Origin of the sequence: Glycomyces paridis (assembly GCF_004912155.1) — a bacterium.
In the GTDB taxonomy this organism is placed as follows: domain Bacteria; phylum Actinomycetota; class Actinomycetes; order Mycobacteriales; family Micromonosporaceae; genus Glycomyces; species Glycomyces paridis.
Genome location: NZ_STGX01000015.1, coordinates 106,527 through 123,839 on the forward strand (window position 1 = coordinate 106,527; position 17,313 = coordinate 123,839).

At 71.7% G+C, this 17,313-nt stretch carries 20 protein-coding genes; 11 read left to right on the top strand and 9 right to left on the bottom strand.

Annotation, left to right across the window (positions count from 1 at the left end; genetic code table 11):
- Positions 1-7: 7 nt before the first annotated feature.
- Complete coding sequence (locus tag E9998_RS19070) at positions 8-1,150, top strand: glycosyltransferase (protein WP_136531281.1); 1,143 nt, start codon at positions 8-10, stop codon at positions 1,148-1,150.
- Complete coding sequence (locus E9998_RS19075; protein ID WP_136531282.1) at positions 1,147-1,671, top strand: hypothetical protein; 525 nt, start codon at positions 1,147-1,149, stop codon at positions 1,669-1,671. Before E9998_RS19070 ends, E9998_RS19075 begins: the two co-directional genes overlap by 4 nt.
- A 7-nt stretch (positions 1,672-1,678) precedes the next feature.
- Here E9998_RS19075 and E9998_RS19080 read toward each other — a convergent pair whose 3' ends face one another.
- On the bottom strand, positions 1,679-2,875 hold the full coding sequence (locus tag E9998_RS19080) for a cation:proton antiporter (RefSeq protein WP_136531283.1): 1,197 nt from the start codon (positions 2,873-2,875) through the stop codon (positions 1,679-1,681).
- Between the two features lie 117 nt (positions 2,876-2,992).
- Between E9998_RS19080 and trhA the strand changes: the two genes are divergently transcribed.
- The 3 genes from trhA (at position 2,993) to E9998_RS19095 (ending at position 4,650) form a co-directional block, all read left to right on the top strand.
- Positions 2,993-3,652: a PAQR family membrane homeostasis protein TrhA gene (gene trhA, locus E9998_RS19085; RefSeq protein ID WP_136531284.1), complete on the top strand. Its 660-nt coding sequence runs from the start codon at positions 2,993-2,995 to the stop codon at positions 3,650-3,652.
- Positions 3,653-3,686: 34 nt separating this feature from the next.
- Entirely contained in the window at positions 3,687-4,073 is a 387-nt protein-coding gene (locus E9998_RS19090) for a DnaJ family domain-containing protein (RefSeq protein WP_136531285.1), read from the top strand.
- 136 nt (positions 4,074-4,209) lie between these two features.
- A complete protein-coding gene (locus E9998_RS19095; protein ID WP_136531286.1) occupies positions 4,210-4,650 on the top strand; it encodes a DoxX family protein in 441 nt (146 codons plus the stop codon).
- A gap of 50 nt (positions 4,651-4,700) precedes the next feature.
- On the opposite strand, the gene E9998_RS19100 is transcribed toward E9998_RS19095, so the two are convergent.
- Positions 4,701-5,447 (bottom strand): SAM-dependent methyltransferase, encoded by a 747-nt coding sequence (locus tag E9998_RS19100; protein ID WP_136531287.1) that lies wholly within the window; start codon positions 5,445-5,447, stop codon positions 4,701-4,703.
- A gap of 130 nt (positions 5,448-5,577) precedes the next feature.
- Here E9998_RS19100 and E9998_RS19105 point away from each other — a divergent pair, with 130 nt between their 5' ends.
- Positions 5,578-6,156, top strand: a complete 579-nt coding sequence (locus E9998_RS19105) for a DinB family protein (protein WP_136531288.1) — start codon at positions 5,578-5,580, stop codon at positions 6,154-6,156.
- A gap of 205 nt (positions 6,157-6,361) precedes the next feature.
- Complete coding sequence (locus tag E9998_RS19110) at positions 6,362-7,084, top strand: response regulator transcription factor (protein WP_136531289.1); 723 nt, start codon at positions 6,362-6,364, stop codon at positions 7,082-7,084.
- Here the strand turns inward: E9998_RS19110 and E9998_RS19115 are convergent.
- Both E9998_RS19115 and E9998_RS19120 read right to left on the bottom strand, forming a co-directional pair.
- Positions 7,071-7,841: a polyphosphate polymerase domain-containing protein gene (locus tag E9998_RS19115; protein WP_204745536.1), complete on the bottom strand. Its 771-nt coding sequence runs from the start codon at positions 7,839-7,841 to the stop codon at positions 7,071-7,073. The genes E9998_RS19110 and E9998_RS19115 overlap by 14 nt on opposite strands.
- 20 nt (positions 7,842-7,861) lie before the next feature.
- Complete coding sequence (locus E9998_RS19120; protein ID WP_136531291.1) at positions 7,862-8,461, bottom strand: DUF4956 domain-containing protein; 600 nt, start codon at positions 8,459-8,461, stop codon at positions 7,862-7,864.
- 173 nt (positions 8,462-8,634) lie between these two features.
- Between E9998_RS19120 and E9998_RS19125 the strand changes: the two genes are divergently transcribed.
- Positions 8,635-10,230: a CotH kinase family protein gene (locus tag E9998_RS19125; RefSeq protein WP_136531292.1), complete on the top strand. Its 1,596-nt coding sequence runs from the start codon at positions 8,635-8,637 to the stop codon at positions 10,228-10,230.
- A 94-nt stretch (positions 10,231-10,324) separates the two neighbouring features.
- Here E9998_RS19125 and E9998_RS25480 read toward each other — a convergent pair whose 3' ends face one another.
- From E9998_RS25480 to E9998_RS19140, 4 genes are all read right to left on the bottom strand, one after another.
- Positions 10,325-11,368, bottom strand: a complete 1,044-nt coding sequence (locus tag E9998_RS25480) for a hypothetical protein (protein WP_158299883.1) — start codon at positions 11,366-11,368, stop codon at positions 10,325-10,327.
- Between the two features lie 228 nt (positions 11,369-11,596).
- Entirely contained in the window at positions 11,597-11,758 is a 162-nt protein-coding gene (locus E9998_RS25735; protein ID WP_192907120.1) for a hypothetical protein, read from the bottom strand.
- Positions 11,759-11,794: 36 nt separating this feature from the next.
- Positions 11,795-12,073, bottom strand: a complete 279-nt coding sequence (locus E9998_RS19135) for a metal-sensitive transcriptional regulator (RefSeq protein ID WP_136531293.1) — start codon at positions 12,071-12,073, stop codon at positions 11,795-11,797.
- A gap of 25 nt (positions 12,074-12,098) precedes the next feature.
- Positions 12,099-13,784, bottom strand: coding sequence for an FAD-dependent oxidoreductase (locus E9998_RS19140; protein ID WP_136531294.1), 1,686 nt, complete (start codon positions 13,782-13,784; stop codon positions 12,099-12,101).
- Positions 13,785-13,970: 186 nt separating this feature from the next.
- Between E9998_RS19140 and E9998_RS19145 the strand changes: the two genes are divergently transcribed.
- The 3 genes from E9998_RS19145 (at position 13,971) to E9998_RS19155 (ending at position 16,160) form a co-directional block, all read left to right on the top strand.
- Positions 13,971-14,918 (top strand): NADP-dependent oxidoreductase, encoded by a 948-nt coding sequence (locus tag E9998_RS19145; RefSeq protein ID WP_204745537.1) that lies wholly within the window; start codon positions 13,971-13,973, stop codon positions 14,916-14,918.
- A 103-nt stretch (positions 14,919-15,021) separates the two neighbouring features.
- Positions 15,022-15,426: a VOC family protein gene (locus E9998_RS19150; RefSeq protein ID WP_136531296.1), complete on the top strand. Its 405-nt coding sequence runs from the start codon at positions 15,022-15,024 to the stop codon at positions 15,424-15,426.
- A 137-nt stretch (positions 15,427-15,563) separates the two neighbouring features.
- Positions 15,564-16,160 carry a hypothetical protein gene (locus E9998_RS19155; RefSeq protein ID WP_136531297.1) on the top strand — a complete coding sequence of 199 codons (597 nt, stop codon included), beginning with the start codon at positions 15,564-15,566 and terminating at the stop codon, positions 16,158-16,160.
- 67 nt (positions 16,161-16,227) lie between these two features.
- On the opposite strand, the gene E9998_RS19160 is transcribed toward E9998_RS19155, so the two are convergent.
- Positions 16,228-17,217, bottom strand: coding sequence for an ABC transporter permease subunit (locus tag E9998_RS19160; RefSeq protein WP_136531298.1), 990 nt, complete (start codon positions 17,215-17,217; stop codon positions 16,228-16,230).
- Positions 17,218-17,313: the final 96 nt, after the last annotated feature.

Genomic DNA, 17,313 nt, shown 5'->3' on the forward strand with positions numbered 1-17,313 from the left:
TCCGGTCATGAGAGTCGCACTGGTCACCGAATCGTTTCCGCCCCAGGTCAACGGCGTCGCCCGCTCGGTCGCGCGGGCCGCGGCCCACCTGGCCGCGCGCGGCGTCGAACCGGTCGTCGTCGCCCCCGCCCCCGGGCCCGGCCCCCGCCCCGCCTTCGACTGGCCGGTCGTCCACGTCCCCTCGGTGCGCCTGCCCGCCTACCGCCACTTCCGCGCCGGCCTGGCCACCCGAGCGCTCGACGACGCCCTCGACGCCCACCGCCCCGACGTCCTCCACCTCGCCAGCCCCTTCGGCTACACCGCCCGCGCCGCCGCCTGGGCCCAGCGCCGCGGCGTCCCCGCCGTCGCCGTCTGGCAGACCGACCTGCCCGCCTACACCCGCGCCTACCACCTCACCGCCTTCGAGCAGCTCGTATGGCACCGCCTGCGCTCCATCCACTCCCGCGCCGCGGTCAACCTCGCCCTGTCCGAATGCACCGCCCGGTCCCTCACCGCCCAGGGCATCGGCTCGGTCGCCGTTCTGCCCCACGGCGTCGACACCGACCGCTTCCACCCCCGCTACGCCGACCGCGCCCTCCATGACGCCCTCGCCCCCGACGGGGATCTCCTGGTCGGCTACGTCGGGCGCCTCGCCCGCGAGAAGCAGCTCCACTGGCTCGCCGACCTCGCCCGCCTCCCCGGGGTGCGCCTGGTCGTCGTCGGCGACGGGCCCCGCCGCCGCGCCCTCGAACGGCTCCTGCCCGGCGCATCGTTCCTCGGCGCCCTCGGCGGCGACGACCTCTCGCGCCTCTACGCCTCACTCGACCTGTTCGTCCACACCGGACCGTTCGAGACGTTCGGGCAGACCGTCCAGGAAGCCCACGCCTCCGCCGTCCCCGTCGTCGCCGTCGACACCGGCGGCGCCGCCGAACTCGTCGACCCCGGCGTCGACGGCACCCACTTCCCCGCCGGCGACCCCGCCGCCCTCGCCACCACCGTCGCCGCCCTCGCCGACCACCGCGACGTCCTGCGCCAATGGGGCCGACGCGGACGCATGAAAGTCCGCACCCGCACCTGGGAAGCCGAAGGCGACGCCCTCATCGAGCACTACCGGCGGGCACTCGCGCTCGGACCGGTGCCCGCCGCCCGCCAACCCGTCCCCACGGCTTGACGTACGACAGCACCGTCGCCCCCAGATACACGCCCGACGACACGATCGGCCCGGCCACCACGCCCTCGTCCACCACCCGCAGCACACCCGGATCCACCGTCGCCGCCAACACCCCCAGGCCCGGCAGCAACGCGAACACCGTCGCCGCATACGCCGCCACCGTCGCCACCAGCTTCGTCAGCACCCACTTATGCGAAGGCCCCCACCGCGTCCCGAACATCAACACCACACCCGAGACGATCGCCACCGCACCGAACGGCAACGCCAGCGCCGACGCCAACGCCTCCATCGCCGTCCCCGCCGCGAACTGCACCCGCGCCTCCGACGTCGTCAACGCCCGCACCGCGAGCACCAACAGGCTCAACGACAACCCCAGCCACGCCACCGACGAGGCGACATGCACGACGACGAAGAACCGATACACAGGACGACGCAGTTTTCTCATACCCCCGAGCCTCGCCGCCCCCACCGCACCCGCACATCACCGCACCGACGTATCCACCCCTACGCCCCCACGCTGAGACCCGACTAGATCGGCTCCACCGACACCGCCGACGTGTCCCGCCGCGCCCACCGCAACCCCACCAGCGGAAACACCAGCACCGACACCATCGCCGCCCCCACCATCGCCGCCGCCACCGCCGCCGACACCAGACCCCGCTCAGCCGCCGTCCCCGAAGCGATCACCACGATCGGCAACTGCGTCGCCGCGAACGCCCCCAACGCACCCCGCTCCCCACCGACCAGCACACCCCGCGCCGACACCCACGTCACCACACCCCGCACCACCGCGAACACCGCCAAGAACACCGGAATCAACACCAACGCCACCGCCGACCCCAACAACTCGTCCAGATCGAACGTCACCCCCGTATAGACGAAGAACACCGGCACCACCGCACCGAACCCGATCCCGTCCAACTTCGACTGCACCAGCGCCTCCTCCCGGTCGTCCAACGCCGACAGCAGCACATGCATGCACACCCCCGCCGCGAACGCCCCCAACGCGATGTCCACCCCGATCTCCGCGGCCAACAGCACCGACGCCAACAGCACCAGCACCGACAACCGCACCGCCAACTGCGCACTCGTCCCCAACGTCGCCGACAGCAACCGACCCACCCGCGCCGACCGCCGCAACGACCCCAACGCCGCCGCACCCACCGCCAACCCCACCAAAGCGATCGCCAACGTCGTCCGACCCGAATGCGCACCCTCCGAATAGAACAACGCCAGCAACGCGATCGGCGCGAACTCGCCCACCGCCCCCACCGCCATCAGATGCGGCCCCACCGGCCCCGCCAACAACCCCGCATCCCGCGCGATCGGCAGAATCGTCCCCAACGCCGTCGAACACACCCCGATCGCCAGGATCAACACCGCCGCCCCCGCACCCGCCAACCACAACCCCAACGCCGCCAGACCGAACGACACCAACCACCCCGCACCCGCCAACCCCATCGGACGCCCCCGCACCGACCGGAAATCGATCTCGAACCCCGCCAGAAAGAACAGCATCGCCAAACCCAACTGCGACACCGCCTCGAGCAACGGCCCCGTCTGCACCAACCCCAGCACCTGCGGACCGATCACGATCCCCAGCACGATCTCCACGACCACGCTCGGCAACCGCACCCACCGCTCCACATGGTCCACCAGCAACGGCGCCGCCACCGCCGCCAACGCCAGCACCACCAACTGCACCGACAACCCGTCCAAGTCCACGGCCGCAGCCTAAGCCCCCACCCACCCCGCACGCGGCACCTTCGGGGCCTAACCCCACCACCGACCGGGGGATCAGCGACACTACCGACCGGTAACCAACAGACGTACCCTCGAACCATGGCAACGGCAACGGCAACCACACCCCCCAAACCCCGCCTCCGCGGCTGGCTCCACCTCGGCGCCTTCCCCACCGCCCTCCTCGCCGGACTCCTCCTCACCGCCACCGCACCCACCCCCACCGCACGCCTCACCGCCGCCGTCTACACCGCCGCCTCCGCCGCCCTCTTCGGCATCTCCGCCCTCTACCACCGCACCGACCTCGCCCCCCGCCCCACCCGCACCCTCAAACGCCTCGACCACGCCAACATCTACCTCATCATCGCCGGCACCTACACCCCCATCGCCGCCCTCGCCCTCCACGGCACCACCCGCACCGCCCTCCTCACCGCCGTCTGGGCCGGCGCCGCCGCCGGCATCGCCTTCCGCACCCTCTGGGTCGGCGCCCCGCGCTGGCTCTACACGCCGCTGTACATCCTCCTGGGCTGGGCCGCGGTCTTCGTCATGCCGCAACTGGTCGCCGGCGCCGGCGTCGCCGCGACCGTCCTGGTCCTCACCGGCGGGGTCCTCTACACCGTCGGCGGGGTGATCTACGCGCTCAAGCGCCCCAACCCGTCGGTGCGCTGGTTCGGCTTCCACGAGGTCTTCCACGCGTTCACGTTGGCGGCCTACGCGGTGCAGTTCGTCGCCGTCGCAATGGTGGTCCAGGCCGCGGGCTGAGGGCTACGATGGGGCCCAAGGCGAGGAGGTCCGCATGAGCGACAGGCGGCTGCGCGGGGTGGAACGGCAGATCAGTGAAGCCGAGGCCCGTGGCGAGTTCAAGAACCTGCCCGGCGCCGGCAAGCCGATCCCCGGCATGGACGCCCCGCTCCACGAGGACTGGTGGCTGCGTCAGCAGGCCACGCGCGAGAACATGGGCCTGGACGCCCTCCCTCCGGCGCTGCGCCTGGCCCGCGAGGTCGAGGACCTGCCCCAGACCCTGGACGCCCTCGACGGCGAAGCGGCCGTGCGCGAGGCCGTCGCGGCGCTGAACGCGCGCATCAAGCGGGCCCTCATCGGACCGGTCGACGGACCGCCCCTGCGGTTCGGGCTCCTGGACGCCGAGGCGACCGTGACCGCCTGGCGCGAGCGCCGGGCCTAGCCGCACCGCGGCCCACGTCACAGCTCGGCGACACCACACCTACTTGACATCGTCAAGATGCTTGCCGCATGATGAACTTGACACCGTCAAGATGACCGTGTCGGGGCACGCCCGCCACCGACTCCAAGGAACGACCATGGCACCTGTCATCACCCTCACCGCCGTCACCCTCCTCGCCCGCCTCACCGGCCAGCTCGGCGTCGAACCCCTCGACGGCTGGCAGGCGAGCCTGCGCCTCGGCCTGGCCGCGATGTTCCTGCTCACCGGCGCCGTCCACTTCGTCCCGAAGTTCCGCGACGACATGATCCGCATGATCCCCGAACGCCTGCCCGCCCCCGCGGCCCTGGTCGCCCTCACCGGCGTCCTGGAGATCGCCGGCGCCCTCGGCCTCCTCGTCCCCGCCACCGCCCCGGCCGCCGGCTGGTGCCTCGCACTGCTCCTGGTCGCCATGTACCCGGCGAACCACTCGGCGGCCCGCCGCGGCGTCACCCTCGCCGGCAAGGGCCCCACACCTCTCGCCCTCCGATTGCCCGAACAGCTCCTCTTCATCGCCCTCGCCGTCCTCGCCGCACTCTGAGACGGACACGACGAAGGCCCCGAACGGTGTTCGGGGCCTTCAGAGGCGGATCAGGCCACCGGCCTGCCCAACGTCACATACGCGAACCCCAGCACGCCGCGGTGCCCCCGCAGCCACCAGCCGCGGTGCTCGTCGGCCCCCGCGCGAACCGCGGCCGCCTCCGGGTGGTCCGGATTCGCCAGGAGCCAGACCTCCTTGTCGGCCAGGAACGCCGACTCGAAGTCGTCCCACTCGTGCTGCTCGACCGCCTCGACGCGCAACGGCCGGAACCCCGCCGCCACCGCGTCGTCGACCAGGTCCGGCAGCAGCGGCCAGTCGCCCCTGGTCGTACCCGGCCACATCCGCGCCAGGTCGGCCTCGGTCGGCTCGACCGCCCAGACCCCGTCTCCGAACAGGAGGCGCCCGCCGGGCTTCACCAGCGGATACAACGCCGCCAGCGCCTCCGCCCAGGTCCCGAACACGTGCGCCGCCCCGATGCAGATCACCAGGTCCGCAGGCTCGGTCCACGACTCGCCCCGGTACTCGACGAACTCGACCCGGTCGCCCACGCCCTTCTCGACGGCCCCGGCCCGGCCGCGCTCCAGCAGCTCCAGGTCCGAGTCGATCCCGTACGCCTTCGCGCCCGGCACCTGCGCCGCGACGCGCTGGAGCAGCTCGCCCCACCCGCACCCGATGTCGACGATGGTCTGCGGCCGCGCCGCCGCGCACTCCCGGACCTGCCGGTCGAAGCGCCACGGCGCGATGGGGGAGTTGCAGTCGAGGAAGCCGTACCGAGTCGGCCCGTCATGAGTAGTCATCGCGCGCCACGCTAACACCGCCCCACCCCGCCCGCAATCGCATTGACCCACCACGGCACCCACCTGGCCGAATCCCGCCCGACGCCCCCCATGCGCCCCTGATGTCACACCCGGGTGGCACACTCGCCCCATGACCGACCTCAAGAGCGACCTCCACCGCTACCTCAAGTCCGGACGCGACGCCCTCGTCTGGAAACTCGAAGGCCTGGGAGAGTACGACCTTCGCCGCCCGCTCACCCCCACCGGCACCAACCTCCTCGGCCTCGTCAAGCACGTCACCTGCGTCAGCGCCGACTACTTCGGCGCGGTCTTCGACCGACCCTTCCCCGACCCGCAGCCCTGGTTCGACCCCGAGGCCGAACCGAACGCCGACATGTACGCCCTCGCCGAGGAGTCCACCGAGTCCCTCCTCGACCTCCACCGCCGCGTCTGGGAGCACGCCGACGCCACCATCGAGGCGCTCGACCTCGACGCCCCCGGCACCGTCCCCTGGTGGGGCGACGTGCCCGTCACCCTCGGCGAGATCCTCGTCCACATGATCGCCGAGCTCAACCGCCACGCCGGCCACGCCGACATCGTCCGCGAGACCATCGACGGCACCGCCGGACTGCGCAAGGGCGGCGAGAACCTCCCCGAAGGCGACGAAGACTGGTGGGTCGCCTACCGCGACAAGGTCGAACAGGCCGCCTGCACCGCCGCAGGGATCTGACCGACCCCGCGCGGGGGCGAGTTCGCCCCCGCGCGGCAACGGCCGACGGGCCCACCGAGGCCCCCGGTGTCCTGTCGCGCCACCTCACGCGGCACCGGCCCACGACTCCGCGCCGGCCCGCAACCATGCCCCTACAACCATGCCTCCTACAACTATGTATCGATACATGTGGATGTATATGGAATGTCAGGTTTAGAATGTTCACGTGGAGTTCAACATCGAGACACCACGGCTGAGCGGTTCTGACTCCACCCTCACTAGGATCCTCACGGCCGACCCGGACCCCAACGTCCGAGGACTGCTCAACCTGGCGTTCCGCCTCGAAGGCTGGCACGCGATACCGGCAGACGACGGCGCGACCGCGCTCGCCCACATGCGCGCGCAGCGACCCGACCTCGTCGTCACCGAACTCGCCATGCCCGACATCGACGGCCTCGTCCTGCTCGGCCGCATGCGATCGGAGTTCCCCGACACCCCCGTCCTCGTCCTCGCGGGCGAAGCGGGCGCGCGCCGACGCGTCGGCTGCCTCGCCGTAGGCGCCGACGACTACGTCGCCAAACCCTTCAACCTCGAGGAGGTCATGCTCCGGCTCAAAGGCATCCGCCGCCGCAACGCCGACGCCCCCGCTCCGCCCAGACTCGTCGTCGGCGACCTCGAACTCGACGAGGACTCCCGCGAGGTCAACCGCGGCGGCCATGCCGTCGACCTCACCGACACTGAGTTCCGGCTCCTGCGCTACCTCATGCGCAACCCCCGGCGCGTCCTCAGCAAGAGCCAGATCCTCCACCAGGTCTGGAGCTACGACTTCCAAGGCCGCGCCAGCATCGTCGAGCTCTACATCTCCTACCTGCGCCGCAAGATCGGACACGGGCACGCACCCATGATCCACACCGTCCGCGGCGTCGGCTACGTCCTCAAACCACACTGAGCCGACGCGGCGCGGGAGCGCTCCCGGCTCGCCCGTCGGCAGGCCGCCACCCGAAATGACGACGCAACGTCCGATTCCACTTGTTCGCCGGCAGCTCCGGTCGCAGCAGCGCCATCCCCGTCCCGTACTTGCTGATCGGCTCCGGCCGGTACCCCGCCGCCCACAACAGCCGGTCCAACGGCACCGCCCGGCCCGGACTCTTCACCTCCACCACCGCCAGATCACCACCCAGCGCCCCCGACCGACCGCGACCGTCCGCGAACCGCAACCCCACATCGCACGTCAGACGCGCCCCCGACCGCCGATCCAGCACCGTCGAACGCACATACCGCGTCACCAGCACCGGTTCGAGCGCACCCGCCGCCACCGGCACCACCCCCGACGCCTCGATCCACGCCCGCCCCGCCGCCGTGACCGTCCCCCGGTCCCCGCACTCGTAGTCCAGACGCCGCTTGACCGTCGCCTCCGCCGCCCGCGTCTTGATCTCCAACATGCACACCCCCGAATCCAGATACGACCTGGTGCGCACCTTGAAACAACGCCGCCGCCCCCGCGCCGTACCCAGAAAACTCGGCAGACCCGGCGCATCGAAGTACACCGACTCGTAGTCGAACCGGCGCCGGCCCTCGATCTCCAAGACCGCCAGACCACCGTCGGCGCCCTCCAACAGCGGCCCCAGATCGGCCGGGCGCACCAGGTACTTGCGGTCCACCCGCGTCTGCAACTCCGCCACCGCGAGCAGCTCGGCCAGCCCCACCGAAGGCAACGCCCCCAACATCACAGACCCCGCCCCACCGGCACCGGCCGACGCCGCCCGTCCCGCTCCGCCGCGACCCGATACGACACCTCCACCGTCTGCGCATCGCGCACCAGATCGGTCTCCACCGTCTCCACCCGCACGATCGACTCCGCACCCAGCAGCTCCGCCAACCGCGCATCGAGCTCGACCCGCGAACCGTAGACCCGCTCCAACACCACGCGCTCGCGGCGGTGGCGCCGGTGCAGCAGCGGCTGGTCGATCACCGCCATCACCGCCACCACGAACAGGCCCAGCAACGGGCCCGTCCACACCGACGGCAGCGGCATCGCGCACACCAACCCGATCGACAGCGACGAGAAGTAGTAGCAGACGTCGCCGTGGCTGATCTCCGACGACCGCAGCCGGATGATCGACAAGACCCCGAACAGCCCGAACCCCACCCCCACGCCCACCTCGGTGCCCAGCAGCGCCGACACCACCGCGAACACGCCCACGTTCAACCCGATATAGGGGACCACCATCTCCCTGCGGCGATGGCGACGGTAGTACACCCCCAGCACCAGAGCGCCCACGAGCGCCAGATCGGCGACCAGTCCTGTCCATCCGAATGCATCCATACCGAAAGGTATAGAGCCCGAACCTATGAGGACCCCATGACCGGGCTATGCGCGGCCTATGCCGCACCTATGCGGCGGCAAACGATTCCATAGGCCCTCCACAGAACCCGTTGCTACCGTCCGGTCCACCCACCACAACGGAACCCGCCACCGCTCAACGAAGGAGGTGCCACATGCAACCGCTCACACGAACCCTCGCCGCCGTCGCGACCGCACTCGCGCTCGCCCTCACCACCGCGGCCCCCGCCGCCGCGCAGACCGGCGCACCCGCCACCGAGGCCCAGCAGACCAGCACCGTCTGGGACGCGTCCCAGATCCACGACTTCCGCTTCGACCTCGACCAGGCCGCATTCACCGCCATGATCCAGGAGTTCCTCGCCACCGGCGAGAAGAACTGGCTCGAAGCCGACGTCACCATCGACGGCCGCACCTTCCCCGGCGCCGGCGTCAGACTCAAAGGCAACTCCAGCCTCTTCGGCGTCACCCCCGCCTCCGACCCCACCACCCTGCCCTGGCTCATCCGCCTCGACAAGTACACCGAACAGGACCTCGACGGCTACAAGCGGTTCATCGTCCGCACCAACTACACCCGGTCCTCCCTCAACGAAGCCCTCGCACTGCGCCTGCTCGACGAAGCCGGACTCGCCACCACCAAACACGTCCCCGCCGCCTTCAGCGTCAACGGGGGAGCACCCGAACTGCGACTGGTCATCCAAGAACTCGACAAGACCTTCGACAAGGAGTACTTCCCGGCCCCCGACGGCACCAAGGACGGCGGCACCCTCTACAAGAAGGAATGGGACCTCGACTTCTCCTACCTCGGCACCGACCCCGACGACTACGCCGGCGCCTGGGAGCCCACCGGCGGCGACGAGGACAACTGGGACCCCCTCTTCGCATTCCTCGACTGGCTCAACAACGCCGACGACGCCCAGTTCGCCGCCGAACTCGACACCCGCATCGACACCGAGGCCTTCGCGACCTACCTCGCCGTCCAAGACTTCATCCTCAACTGGGACGACATCGACGGCCCCGGCCAGAACGGCTTCTTCCGCTGGAGCCCGGGCACCGAAGCGATGACCATCGTCCCCTGGGACCACAACCTGTCCTTCGGGATCCTCCCGGCACCCCCGAAGCCCACCGTCACCGCACTCCCGACCGCCATGCGCGACGGCTTCGAAGCCGCACAGCGCACCACCTGGGGCTGCCCCTGCGTCGAACGCGCCCTCGAAGTCCCCGCCTTCCGCACCCTCTACGAGACGACGTTCTACGACCTCAAAGCCGCACTCTACGACTCCGGACGCGCCCAGGCCCTCCTCGACGAACTCTCAGGCCCCCTGTACGACTCAGGACTCGTCCCCGCCGCGAACATCGACCAGGACCGCGCCCAGATCCAACGCGTCTTCACCCAGGACCTCACCCCGCGCACCGGCGGCGCCGACCCCGGCGGCCCCGACGACCCGCCCACCGGCGCCGACTGCACCGCCGCCGTCACCATCACCGGCGACTGGGGGAGCGGCTGGCAGGGCAACGTCCGCATCACCGCCGGCACCGACCCCGTCGACGGCTGGCACCTCACCTGGACCTGGCCCGCCGGACAACGCATCAGCAGCCACTGGAACGCCGACGTCACCACCAGCGCCGCCACCGTCACCGCCACCGACGTCGGCTGGAACGCCGCCATCGCCGCCGGTCAGACCATCGACGCCTGGGGCTTCATCGCCACCGGCACCGCCACCCCACCCACCGTCACCTGCACCGCCGACTGACCGGCCCGCACGACGGGCCACCGAGAAGGGCCCCGGCACTGCACCGCCGGGGCCCGAAACAGACAAAACACACGCGCACCAGCGCGGGGGAGTACTACCCCTTCTGTACCCGCCCCTCGGCCGCCAACGCCCGCTCACGCCACGACGCCGCCTCCGCCCGCGCCGCCCCCAACGCCGACGCCGACGCCGTCGCCCGCGCCTCCACATCCGCCAACCGCGCCACCGCCACACGCTGATCGGCCACCGCCGACGCCGCCTCGACCCGCGCCGAAGCCGCCGCCGCCTCCCGCTGATTAGCCAAGAGCCCCGCCGCCTCCGCGTCACGACGCGCCACCGCCACCTCCACCAGCAGCGACTCCGCACGCGACCGCTCCGCATCACGCTCACCGACCAGCCCCAGCGCCCGCGCCTCGGCCCGCTCCAACGCCGCCTCACCCGCCCGCAACGCCTCCGCCGCCGCCGCACCGACCTCATCGGCCCGCACCCGCGCCGCCTCCGCCGCACCGCGCGCGGCCACCGCCACCCGCTCAGCCTCCTCACCGGCCGCCACCGCGACCACCCGCGCCGCCTCCGCATCAGCGGCCTCCGATGCCGACGCCACCGCAGCCGCCTCAGCAACCCTCTTGGCCGCCAACGCCTCCGCCGCCGCCGCCCGCGCCTGCACCGCCTCCTTCGCCCGCGCCCGCTCCACCTCGGCCGCCGCACCGGCCCGCTCACCCTCGGCGACCGCCACGGCCAGCTCCTCACCGAGCGCCGCGATCCGCGACGCCACCTCGTCCCGCTCCGCCCGAGCCGCCGCCACCGCCGACGCCGCCTCCGCACGCACCTGCGCCAACCGCGCCTCCACCTCGGCCGGATCGGTTTCGGCCCGCAACGCCTCCGCCAACGGCGCCAGCGCCGCACCCATCGACTGCTCGATCTGCTCGTACAACTCCTCGGCCCGCGCCAAAGCGCCCTCCAGCCCCGGCGTGGCCCGCCGCAGCTCGCGCTGGCGTTTCGCCTGCGCGGCGCAGTCGCCCTCAGCGCAGTACAGGCGCGGGCGCCCGCGCCCCGGCTGCTGCGGAATCGGCGTCCCGCACCGCTTGCACAGCGTGGCGGTCCGAGGAGATGCGGTCGTGGTCGTCCCTGTTTTCGTCATGCACACAACCTATCATTTTTAATTTCCGTTTTTAATATTTAAATAACCAAAAAACAGGCGTGTTCCGGGAACCCACATAACTCACGAGAAGTGCCGTTCCCACAAGTTATGACCTGAACGCCCCTGACACGACCCAGACCCGAAAACGCGATCCGGGCCGCCCGGCGGCCTTGCGGCGGCTGGGCGGCCCGGAACGGCACGCGTGGGCGCGGCGGGTGCCGCGGTCGGTCACCGGGTGCGGCGCAGGAGGCGGCCGATGCGGCTCGGCCGCTGCTCGTGGCCCTCGCAGCGTTGACTTTCGGGAATCGCGCTCATGACCTCGTCGGCGTGCTGGCCGCAGCCGGTCCAAGTGGTCTTGCCGCATTCGCGGCAGGTGGCAGGTTGGCACATGGTGTCCTCTTTCGTGGGTTCGGTCGTTCAGGAGAGTCAGGAGAGCATGAGGAAGAGCTTCTCCAGCTCCTCGGTGGTCAGGCCGTCCTCGTTGTCGGCGGTCCGCTCGGGGTCGGCGATGCAGTCCTTCATGGCGGTGGAGACGATCGCGAAGCCCGCGCGGTCGAGGGCGGTCGAGACCGCCGCGAGCTGCGTGACGACGTCGCGGCAGCGGTCGCCGTTCTCGACCGCGGCGATGACCGCGTCGAGCTGGCCGCGGGCGCGGCGCAACCGGTTGAGGACGCGGCGCTGGGCGGCGGGGTCGGGGATGGACATGGGCGGTCTCCGTTCTCGGTGGGCTTCAGTGTGCGACGGCGGCGAGCCGCCCGCCGAGCGCCGCGCGCAGGGTCATCATGCCGCCCGAGAGGGCGGCGCTGTCGAAACCGGCCTGGGCGAGGATGCGGTGGGCGAGGTTGGAGCGTACGCCCGATTCGCACAGCACGCGTACGGGACGCCCCGCCGTCGCGGTCCGGATCTCCCCCACGCGTTCGCGCAGTTCGGTGTGCGGCACGAGCATCGCGGCGTCGAGGTGGCCGGCGTCGTACTCGGCGCGGGTGCGCACGTCGAGTACGAGCGCCTCGGCGAGGACCGCGTCGAGGTCGTGGGCGTGCCACAGGCGCAGGGTGCCGTCCAGGACGTTCGATCCGACGAGCCCGGCGATGTTGACCGGGTCTTTGGCCTGGCTGTACGGCGGGGCGTAGGCGAGATCGAGGTCGATGAGGTCCCCCACCGCGAGCCCGGCGCGCAGGGCCGTGGCGAGGACGTCGATGCGTTTGTCGACCCCGTCGGCGCCGACCGCCTGGGCTCCAAGGAGTCGCCCGTCGCCGGCGCGGAAGTGGACGGCCAGGTGGATCGTGGCGGCCCCGGGGAAATAGCCGGCGTGCTGCTTGGGGTGGAGGTGGACGGTGTGGAAGCCGGTGCCGGACGCGGCGAGGTCGCGGTGGTTCGCGCCGGTCAGGGCCACGGTGAGGTCGCCGACCTGGGCGATCGCGGTGCCGATCGGCACCGGGAGCGGGCGGGCGGTGTCGGGCCGCATGATGTCGTCGGCGACCAGTCGCCCGGCGCGGTTGGTGGGCCCGGCGAGGGCGACGGGGCGGCGGGCGCCGGTGACCGGGTCGGTGGCCTGGGCGGCGTCGCCGACGGCCCAGGCGCCCGGCGCGGAGGTGCGGCCGTGCTCGTCGACGACGATGGCGCCCCGCTCGCAGGCGATGCCCGCGTCCTCGAAGACCGCGGTGTCGGGGACGGTGCCGGTGGCCAGGACGATCATGTCGGCCTCGACGGTGGTGCCGTCGGTGAGCGTGGCGGTGTCGCGGTCGGCGCCCGGCGTGATGCGCGCGACGGCCGTGCCGGTGCGCAGGTCGACGCCGAGGCGGACGAGTTCGGCGGCGACGTGGTGGGCGATGTCGCCGTCCAGCGGCGGGAGCGGGTGCGGCGCGGTGTCGACGAGGCTGACGTCCATGCCGCGCCGGGCGAGGCTCTCGGCGGTCTCGACGCCGATGAAGCCGGCGCCGATGACCAGGGCGGTGCGGGCCCCGTCGTCGGCCGCCGCGCGCAGCGCCGCGGCGTCCTCGACGGTGCGCAGGGTGCGCACGCGCGGCGAGTCGAGCCCGGGGATCGGCGGGCGGACCGCCCTGGCGCCGGGGGCGAGGATCAGGGCGTCGGAGTGCAGCAGGCGGGTCCCGGCGTCGGTGCGGACGGTGAGGGTGCGTGCGACGGTGTCGAGCGCGACGGCCTCGTGGCGGGTGCGCACGTCGATGCCGAGGGCGGCGCGGAGGGTCTCGGGGGTGTGCACGATCAGGTCGTCGGCGTCGTCGATGTCGCCGCCGACGTGGTAGGGCAGGCCGCAGTTGGCGAAGGAGACGTGGTCGCCGCGTTCGACGACGGTGATGCGGGCGTGCTCGTCGAGGCGGCGGGCGCGGGCGGCGGCGCTCATGCCGGCGGCGACGCCCCCGACGATGAGGACGGAGGTGGGTCGATTGGCTTCCATGCCCGAAAATATACCCCCGGGGGTATACGTTCGTGCAAGTGTCGGCGGTGAGAGCCCGGCCACGGCCACATCGCGCCTCGGGCCGGGCGAACGGCGGGGGCGCCGTTCTAGACTCGTGTTCCCTTGCGCCCAAGAGCGGGCGCTCCCCGCCGCGCTCCCCCGCGGCGGCCGATGCGAGGAGTCCCCGTGCCCGAGACGATGCGAGCGGTCACCCAGTCGGTGCTCGGCGGCACCGAGGTCCTGGAACTGGCCGATGTCCCCCGGCCCGAACCGCACTACGGCGAGGTGCTCGTGCGCGTCCACGCGGCGAGCCTCAACCCCGTCGACCCGGCCGCGCGCGAGCTGGGCCTGTACATCGGTGCGCCCCCGTTCACCCTCGGCTGGGACGTCTCGGGCACCGTCGCGGCGATCGGCGAGGGCGTGACGCGCTTCCGCGTCGGCGACGCGGTCTTCGGGATGCCCCGCTTCCCCCACCGCGCCGGCGCCCACGCCGAGTTCGTGACCGGCCCGGCCCGCCACTTCGCGGCGAAGCCCCAGGCGCTGTCGCACGTCGAGGCCGCCGCGATGCCGCTGACGGGCCTGACGGCCTGGCAGGCGCTCATCGACCGGGCGGGCCTGTCGGCCGGCCAGACGGTCCTGATCCACGCCGCGGCCGGCGGTATCGGGCACCTGGCCGTCCAGATCGCCAAGGCCGCCGGGGCGACGGTGATCGGCACCGCCTCGGCCCCGAACCGCGATTTCGTGCTCGGCCTGGGCGCCGACGAGGTGATCGACTACCGGAGCGAGGACTTCACCGCGACAGTCAAGGACGTGGACGTCGCCTTGTCGACCCTCGGCGGCGACGTCGCCGAGCGGTCGGTGTCGGTCCTCAAGGACGGCGGCGTCCTGTGTCAGTGCCACTACTCCACCCGCGACCGGGCGTTCCCCGAAGCGGTCCGGCGCGGCATCGACACCCGCTTCATGCTCGTCGAACCCGACCCGGTCGGCCTCGGCGCCCTCGCCGACCTCGTCGAGGCCGGACGCCTGCGCCCCCACGTGGCGAAGGTGTTCGCCCTGGAGGAGTTCGCCGCGGCGCACGCGGCGATGGAGGCCGGCGGCTTCCCCGGGAAGATCGTGTTCACCCTGGTGGAGTGAGCGCGGCGCGGGTACTCCCCCGCGAAGGCGCCGGATCGCGGATTCGGCCGCCGGTGTCGGTGGTCGCTGCGACGATGGCGGTATCGGACGGAAGGAGTCTGCAATGGGTTCGATCCTCAACCCGTACGTGTCGTTCAACGGGGACGCGCGCGCGGCGATGGAGTTCTACCAGTCGGTGCTCGGCGGTGAGCTCAAGGTCATGACGTTCGGCGAGTCGGGTGTGCCCGACGCGCCCGCCGACCAGGTGATGCACGCCCAGCTGACCTCGGCGGACGGGTTCACGGTGATGGCCTCGGACACGCCGCCGGGGATGCCGTACGTGCCGGGCCAGAACATCGCGATCAGCCTCTCGGGCACCGACGGCGAGACCCTCCGCGGCTACTTCGCCGGCCTCAGCGAGGGCGGCTCGGTGAACGTCCCCCTGGAGAAGCAGATGTGGGGCGACGAGTTCGGCGCCCTGGTCGACCGGTACGGCATCGGCTGGATGGTCGACATCCACGACGAGTAACGGCACCGGTGGCGGGCGGGTCCACACGGGCCCCGCCCGCCGCCTTTTGTCACTGGCGTGCGCCCTCGCCCCGCGGTACGATCCGGTGGCCCTGCCCCTCGTATTCCCCTGTGGAATCCCTCCATGAAAGGCCCCTCGTGGCTGACTTGCGCCCCGACGCGGTGTTCGGCGCCCTCCGATACCGCCATCCCCTGCTGATCCAGATCATGTTCCCGGCCATCGCGGCGGTCCTGCTGCTCATCGGCTTCATGCCGACCGCGCCCGGCGAGCGCGACGCGACCGCGTTCATGCTCGTCTTCTGCGGCCTGCTGGCCCTGTTCTACGTCCTGCCGTGGGTGCGTCGCGTCGACGTGGCCGCCACGACCCGTGAGGGGCTGGTCCTGCGGCCACTGTTCGGCTCGCGGACGGTGACCGTCTCGTGGTCGCATGTGGAGGCCGTCGTGGTGTGGTCCCAGGGCATGGGGCTGCGCAAGCAGACGTTCATCGGCGTCGAGCGGTCCGAGCTGGCGCCGCAGCTGCCGCACGAGGTCCGCCAGGGGCGGCTCTCACGCGGGCTCAACCGCGCGCTCCTGCCGGTGGGCGTGGAGCTGGCGAACGCCTCGGTGATGTCGGGGCGGATGGACTACCGCGCGCTGGCGACGCTGCTCGCCCAGGCGAGCGCGCAGGTGCCGGTGGTGGACGCGCGGCGGTCCGATCGTGCGGTGGTGGCGCCTCTCGAGGCGTCGGCGCGGTAGTAGCGAACTTCAGGGCCCCGGTCGGTGCGACCGGGGCCTTTGTCGTGGGTGGGTCGTTGTCGGTGGGTCAGTTGAGGCCGCGTGGGAGTTTCCAGTAGGCGACGGCGATGAGGAGGGCGGCGAGGCCGAGGGCGATGGCGAATTCGATCCACTGGAAGGTCCAGTAGCGGTCGGCGGGTTGGTAGGTGACGTCGAAGTCGGCGTCGAGGGCGAGCATGCAGTCGTCGGGGCCGCCGCCGGTTTCGTCGCAGGCTTCGATGTCGGCGCCGGTGACTTCGGTGCCGTCGCCTTTGTGGACGACGATGAGGTCGGAAAGGACCCAGGCGCCGGGGATGGTGTAGCCCTGGATGCCCGCGCCTTGGGGGCCGATGCCGAAGGAGTCGATCTGGCCGACGGTGTTGGCGTCGGCCCAGTCGATGGTCTCGGTGACGGGTTCGGCGTAGTGGGGGCGGAGGACGTTGGCCATGAGGAGTTGGAAGGCGGTGAAGACCACGAGGGTGAGGGCCATGGCGAGGAGGGTCTTGCGGGTGAGGACGCCGATGACGAGTCCGAGGGTGAAGGCGAGGAGGGCGTAGCCGAAGGGGGCGAGGTCTCTGGCGGCGAAGGTCAGTGGTTCGAAGCGGCTGTCGACGAGGGTGTCGAAGGGGCCGGCGGCCCAGGTGAGCAGGAGGCTGAGGGCGCCGGTGAGGAGAACGCTCGCGCCGCCGACGATGACGAGTTTGACGGTGAGCCATCTGGTGCGGGTGACGGATTGGACCCAGGCGAGGCGGTGGGTGCCGGTCTCGAGTTCGCGGGTGATGAGGGGTGCGCCCCAGAAGGCGCCGATGAGGGCGGGTGCGGCGATGAGGAGGAGGCTGGTCATGAGGAGGCCGGAGCCGAACTGGTCGGCGAGGAGGCGGGCGGCTTCGTCGCAGGCGGTGGTGCAGTCGGTGACGTTGATGCGGTAGGACTCGCGGATGTCGGTGCCGAGGTAGAGGAGGTAGGCGGCGAGGGCGGTGAGGGCGCCTGCGGTCCAGAGGGTTTGGGCGCGCATGTGGCGCCAGGTCAGCCAGATCATGCGCGGGTCTCCTGAAGGGTGGGGGCGGTGGTGCCTTCGGCGCGGTGGAGGTAGGTCAGGACCATGTCTTCGAGGCCGATGGTCTCGGCGCCGGGG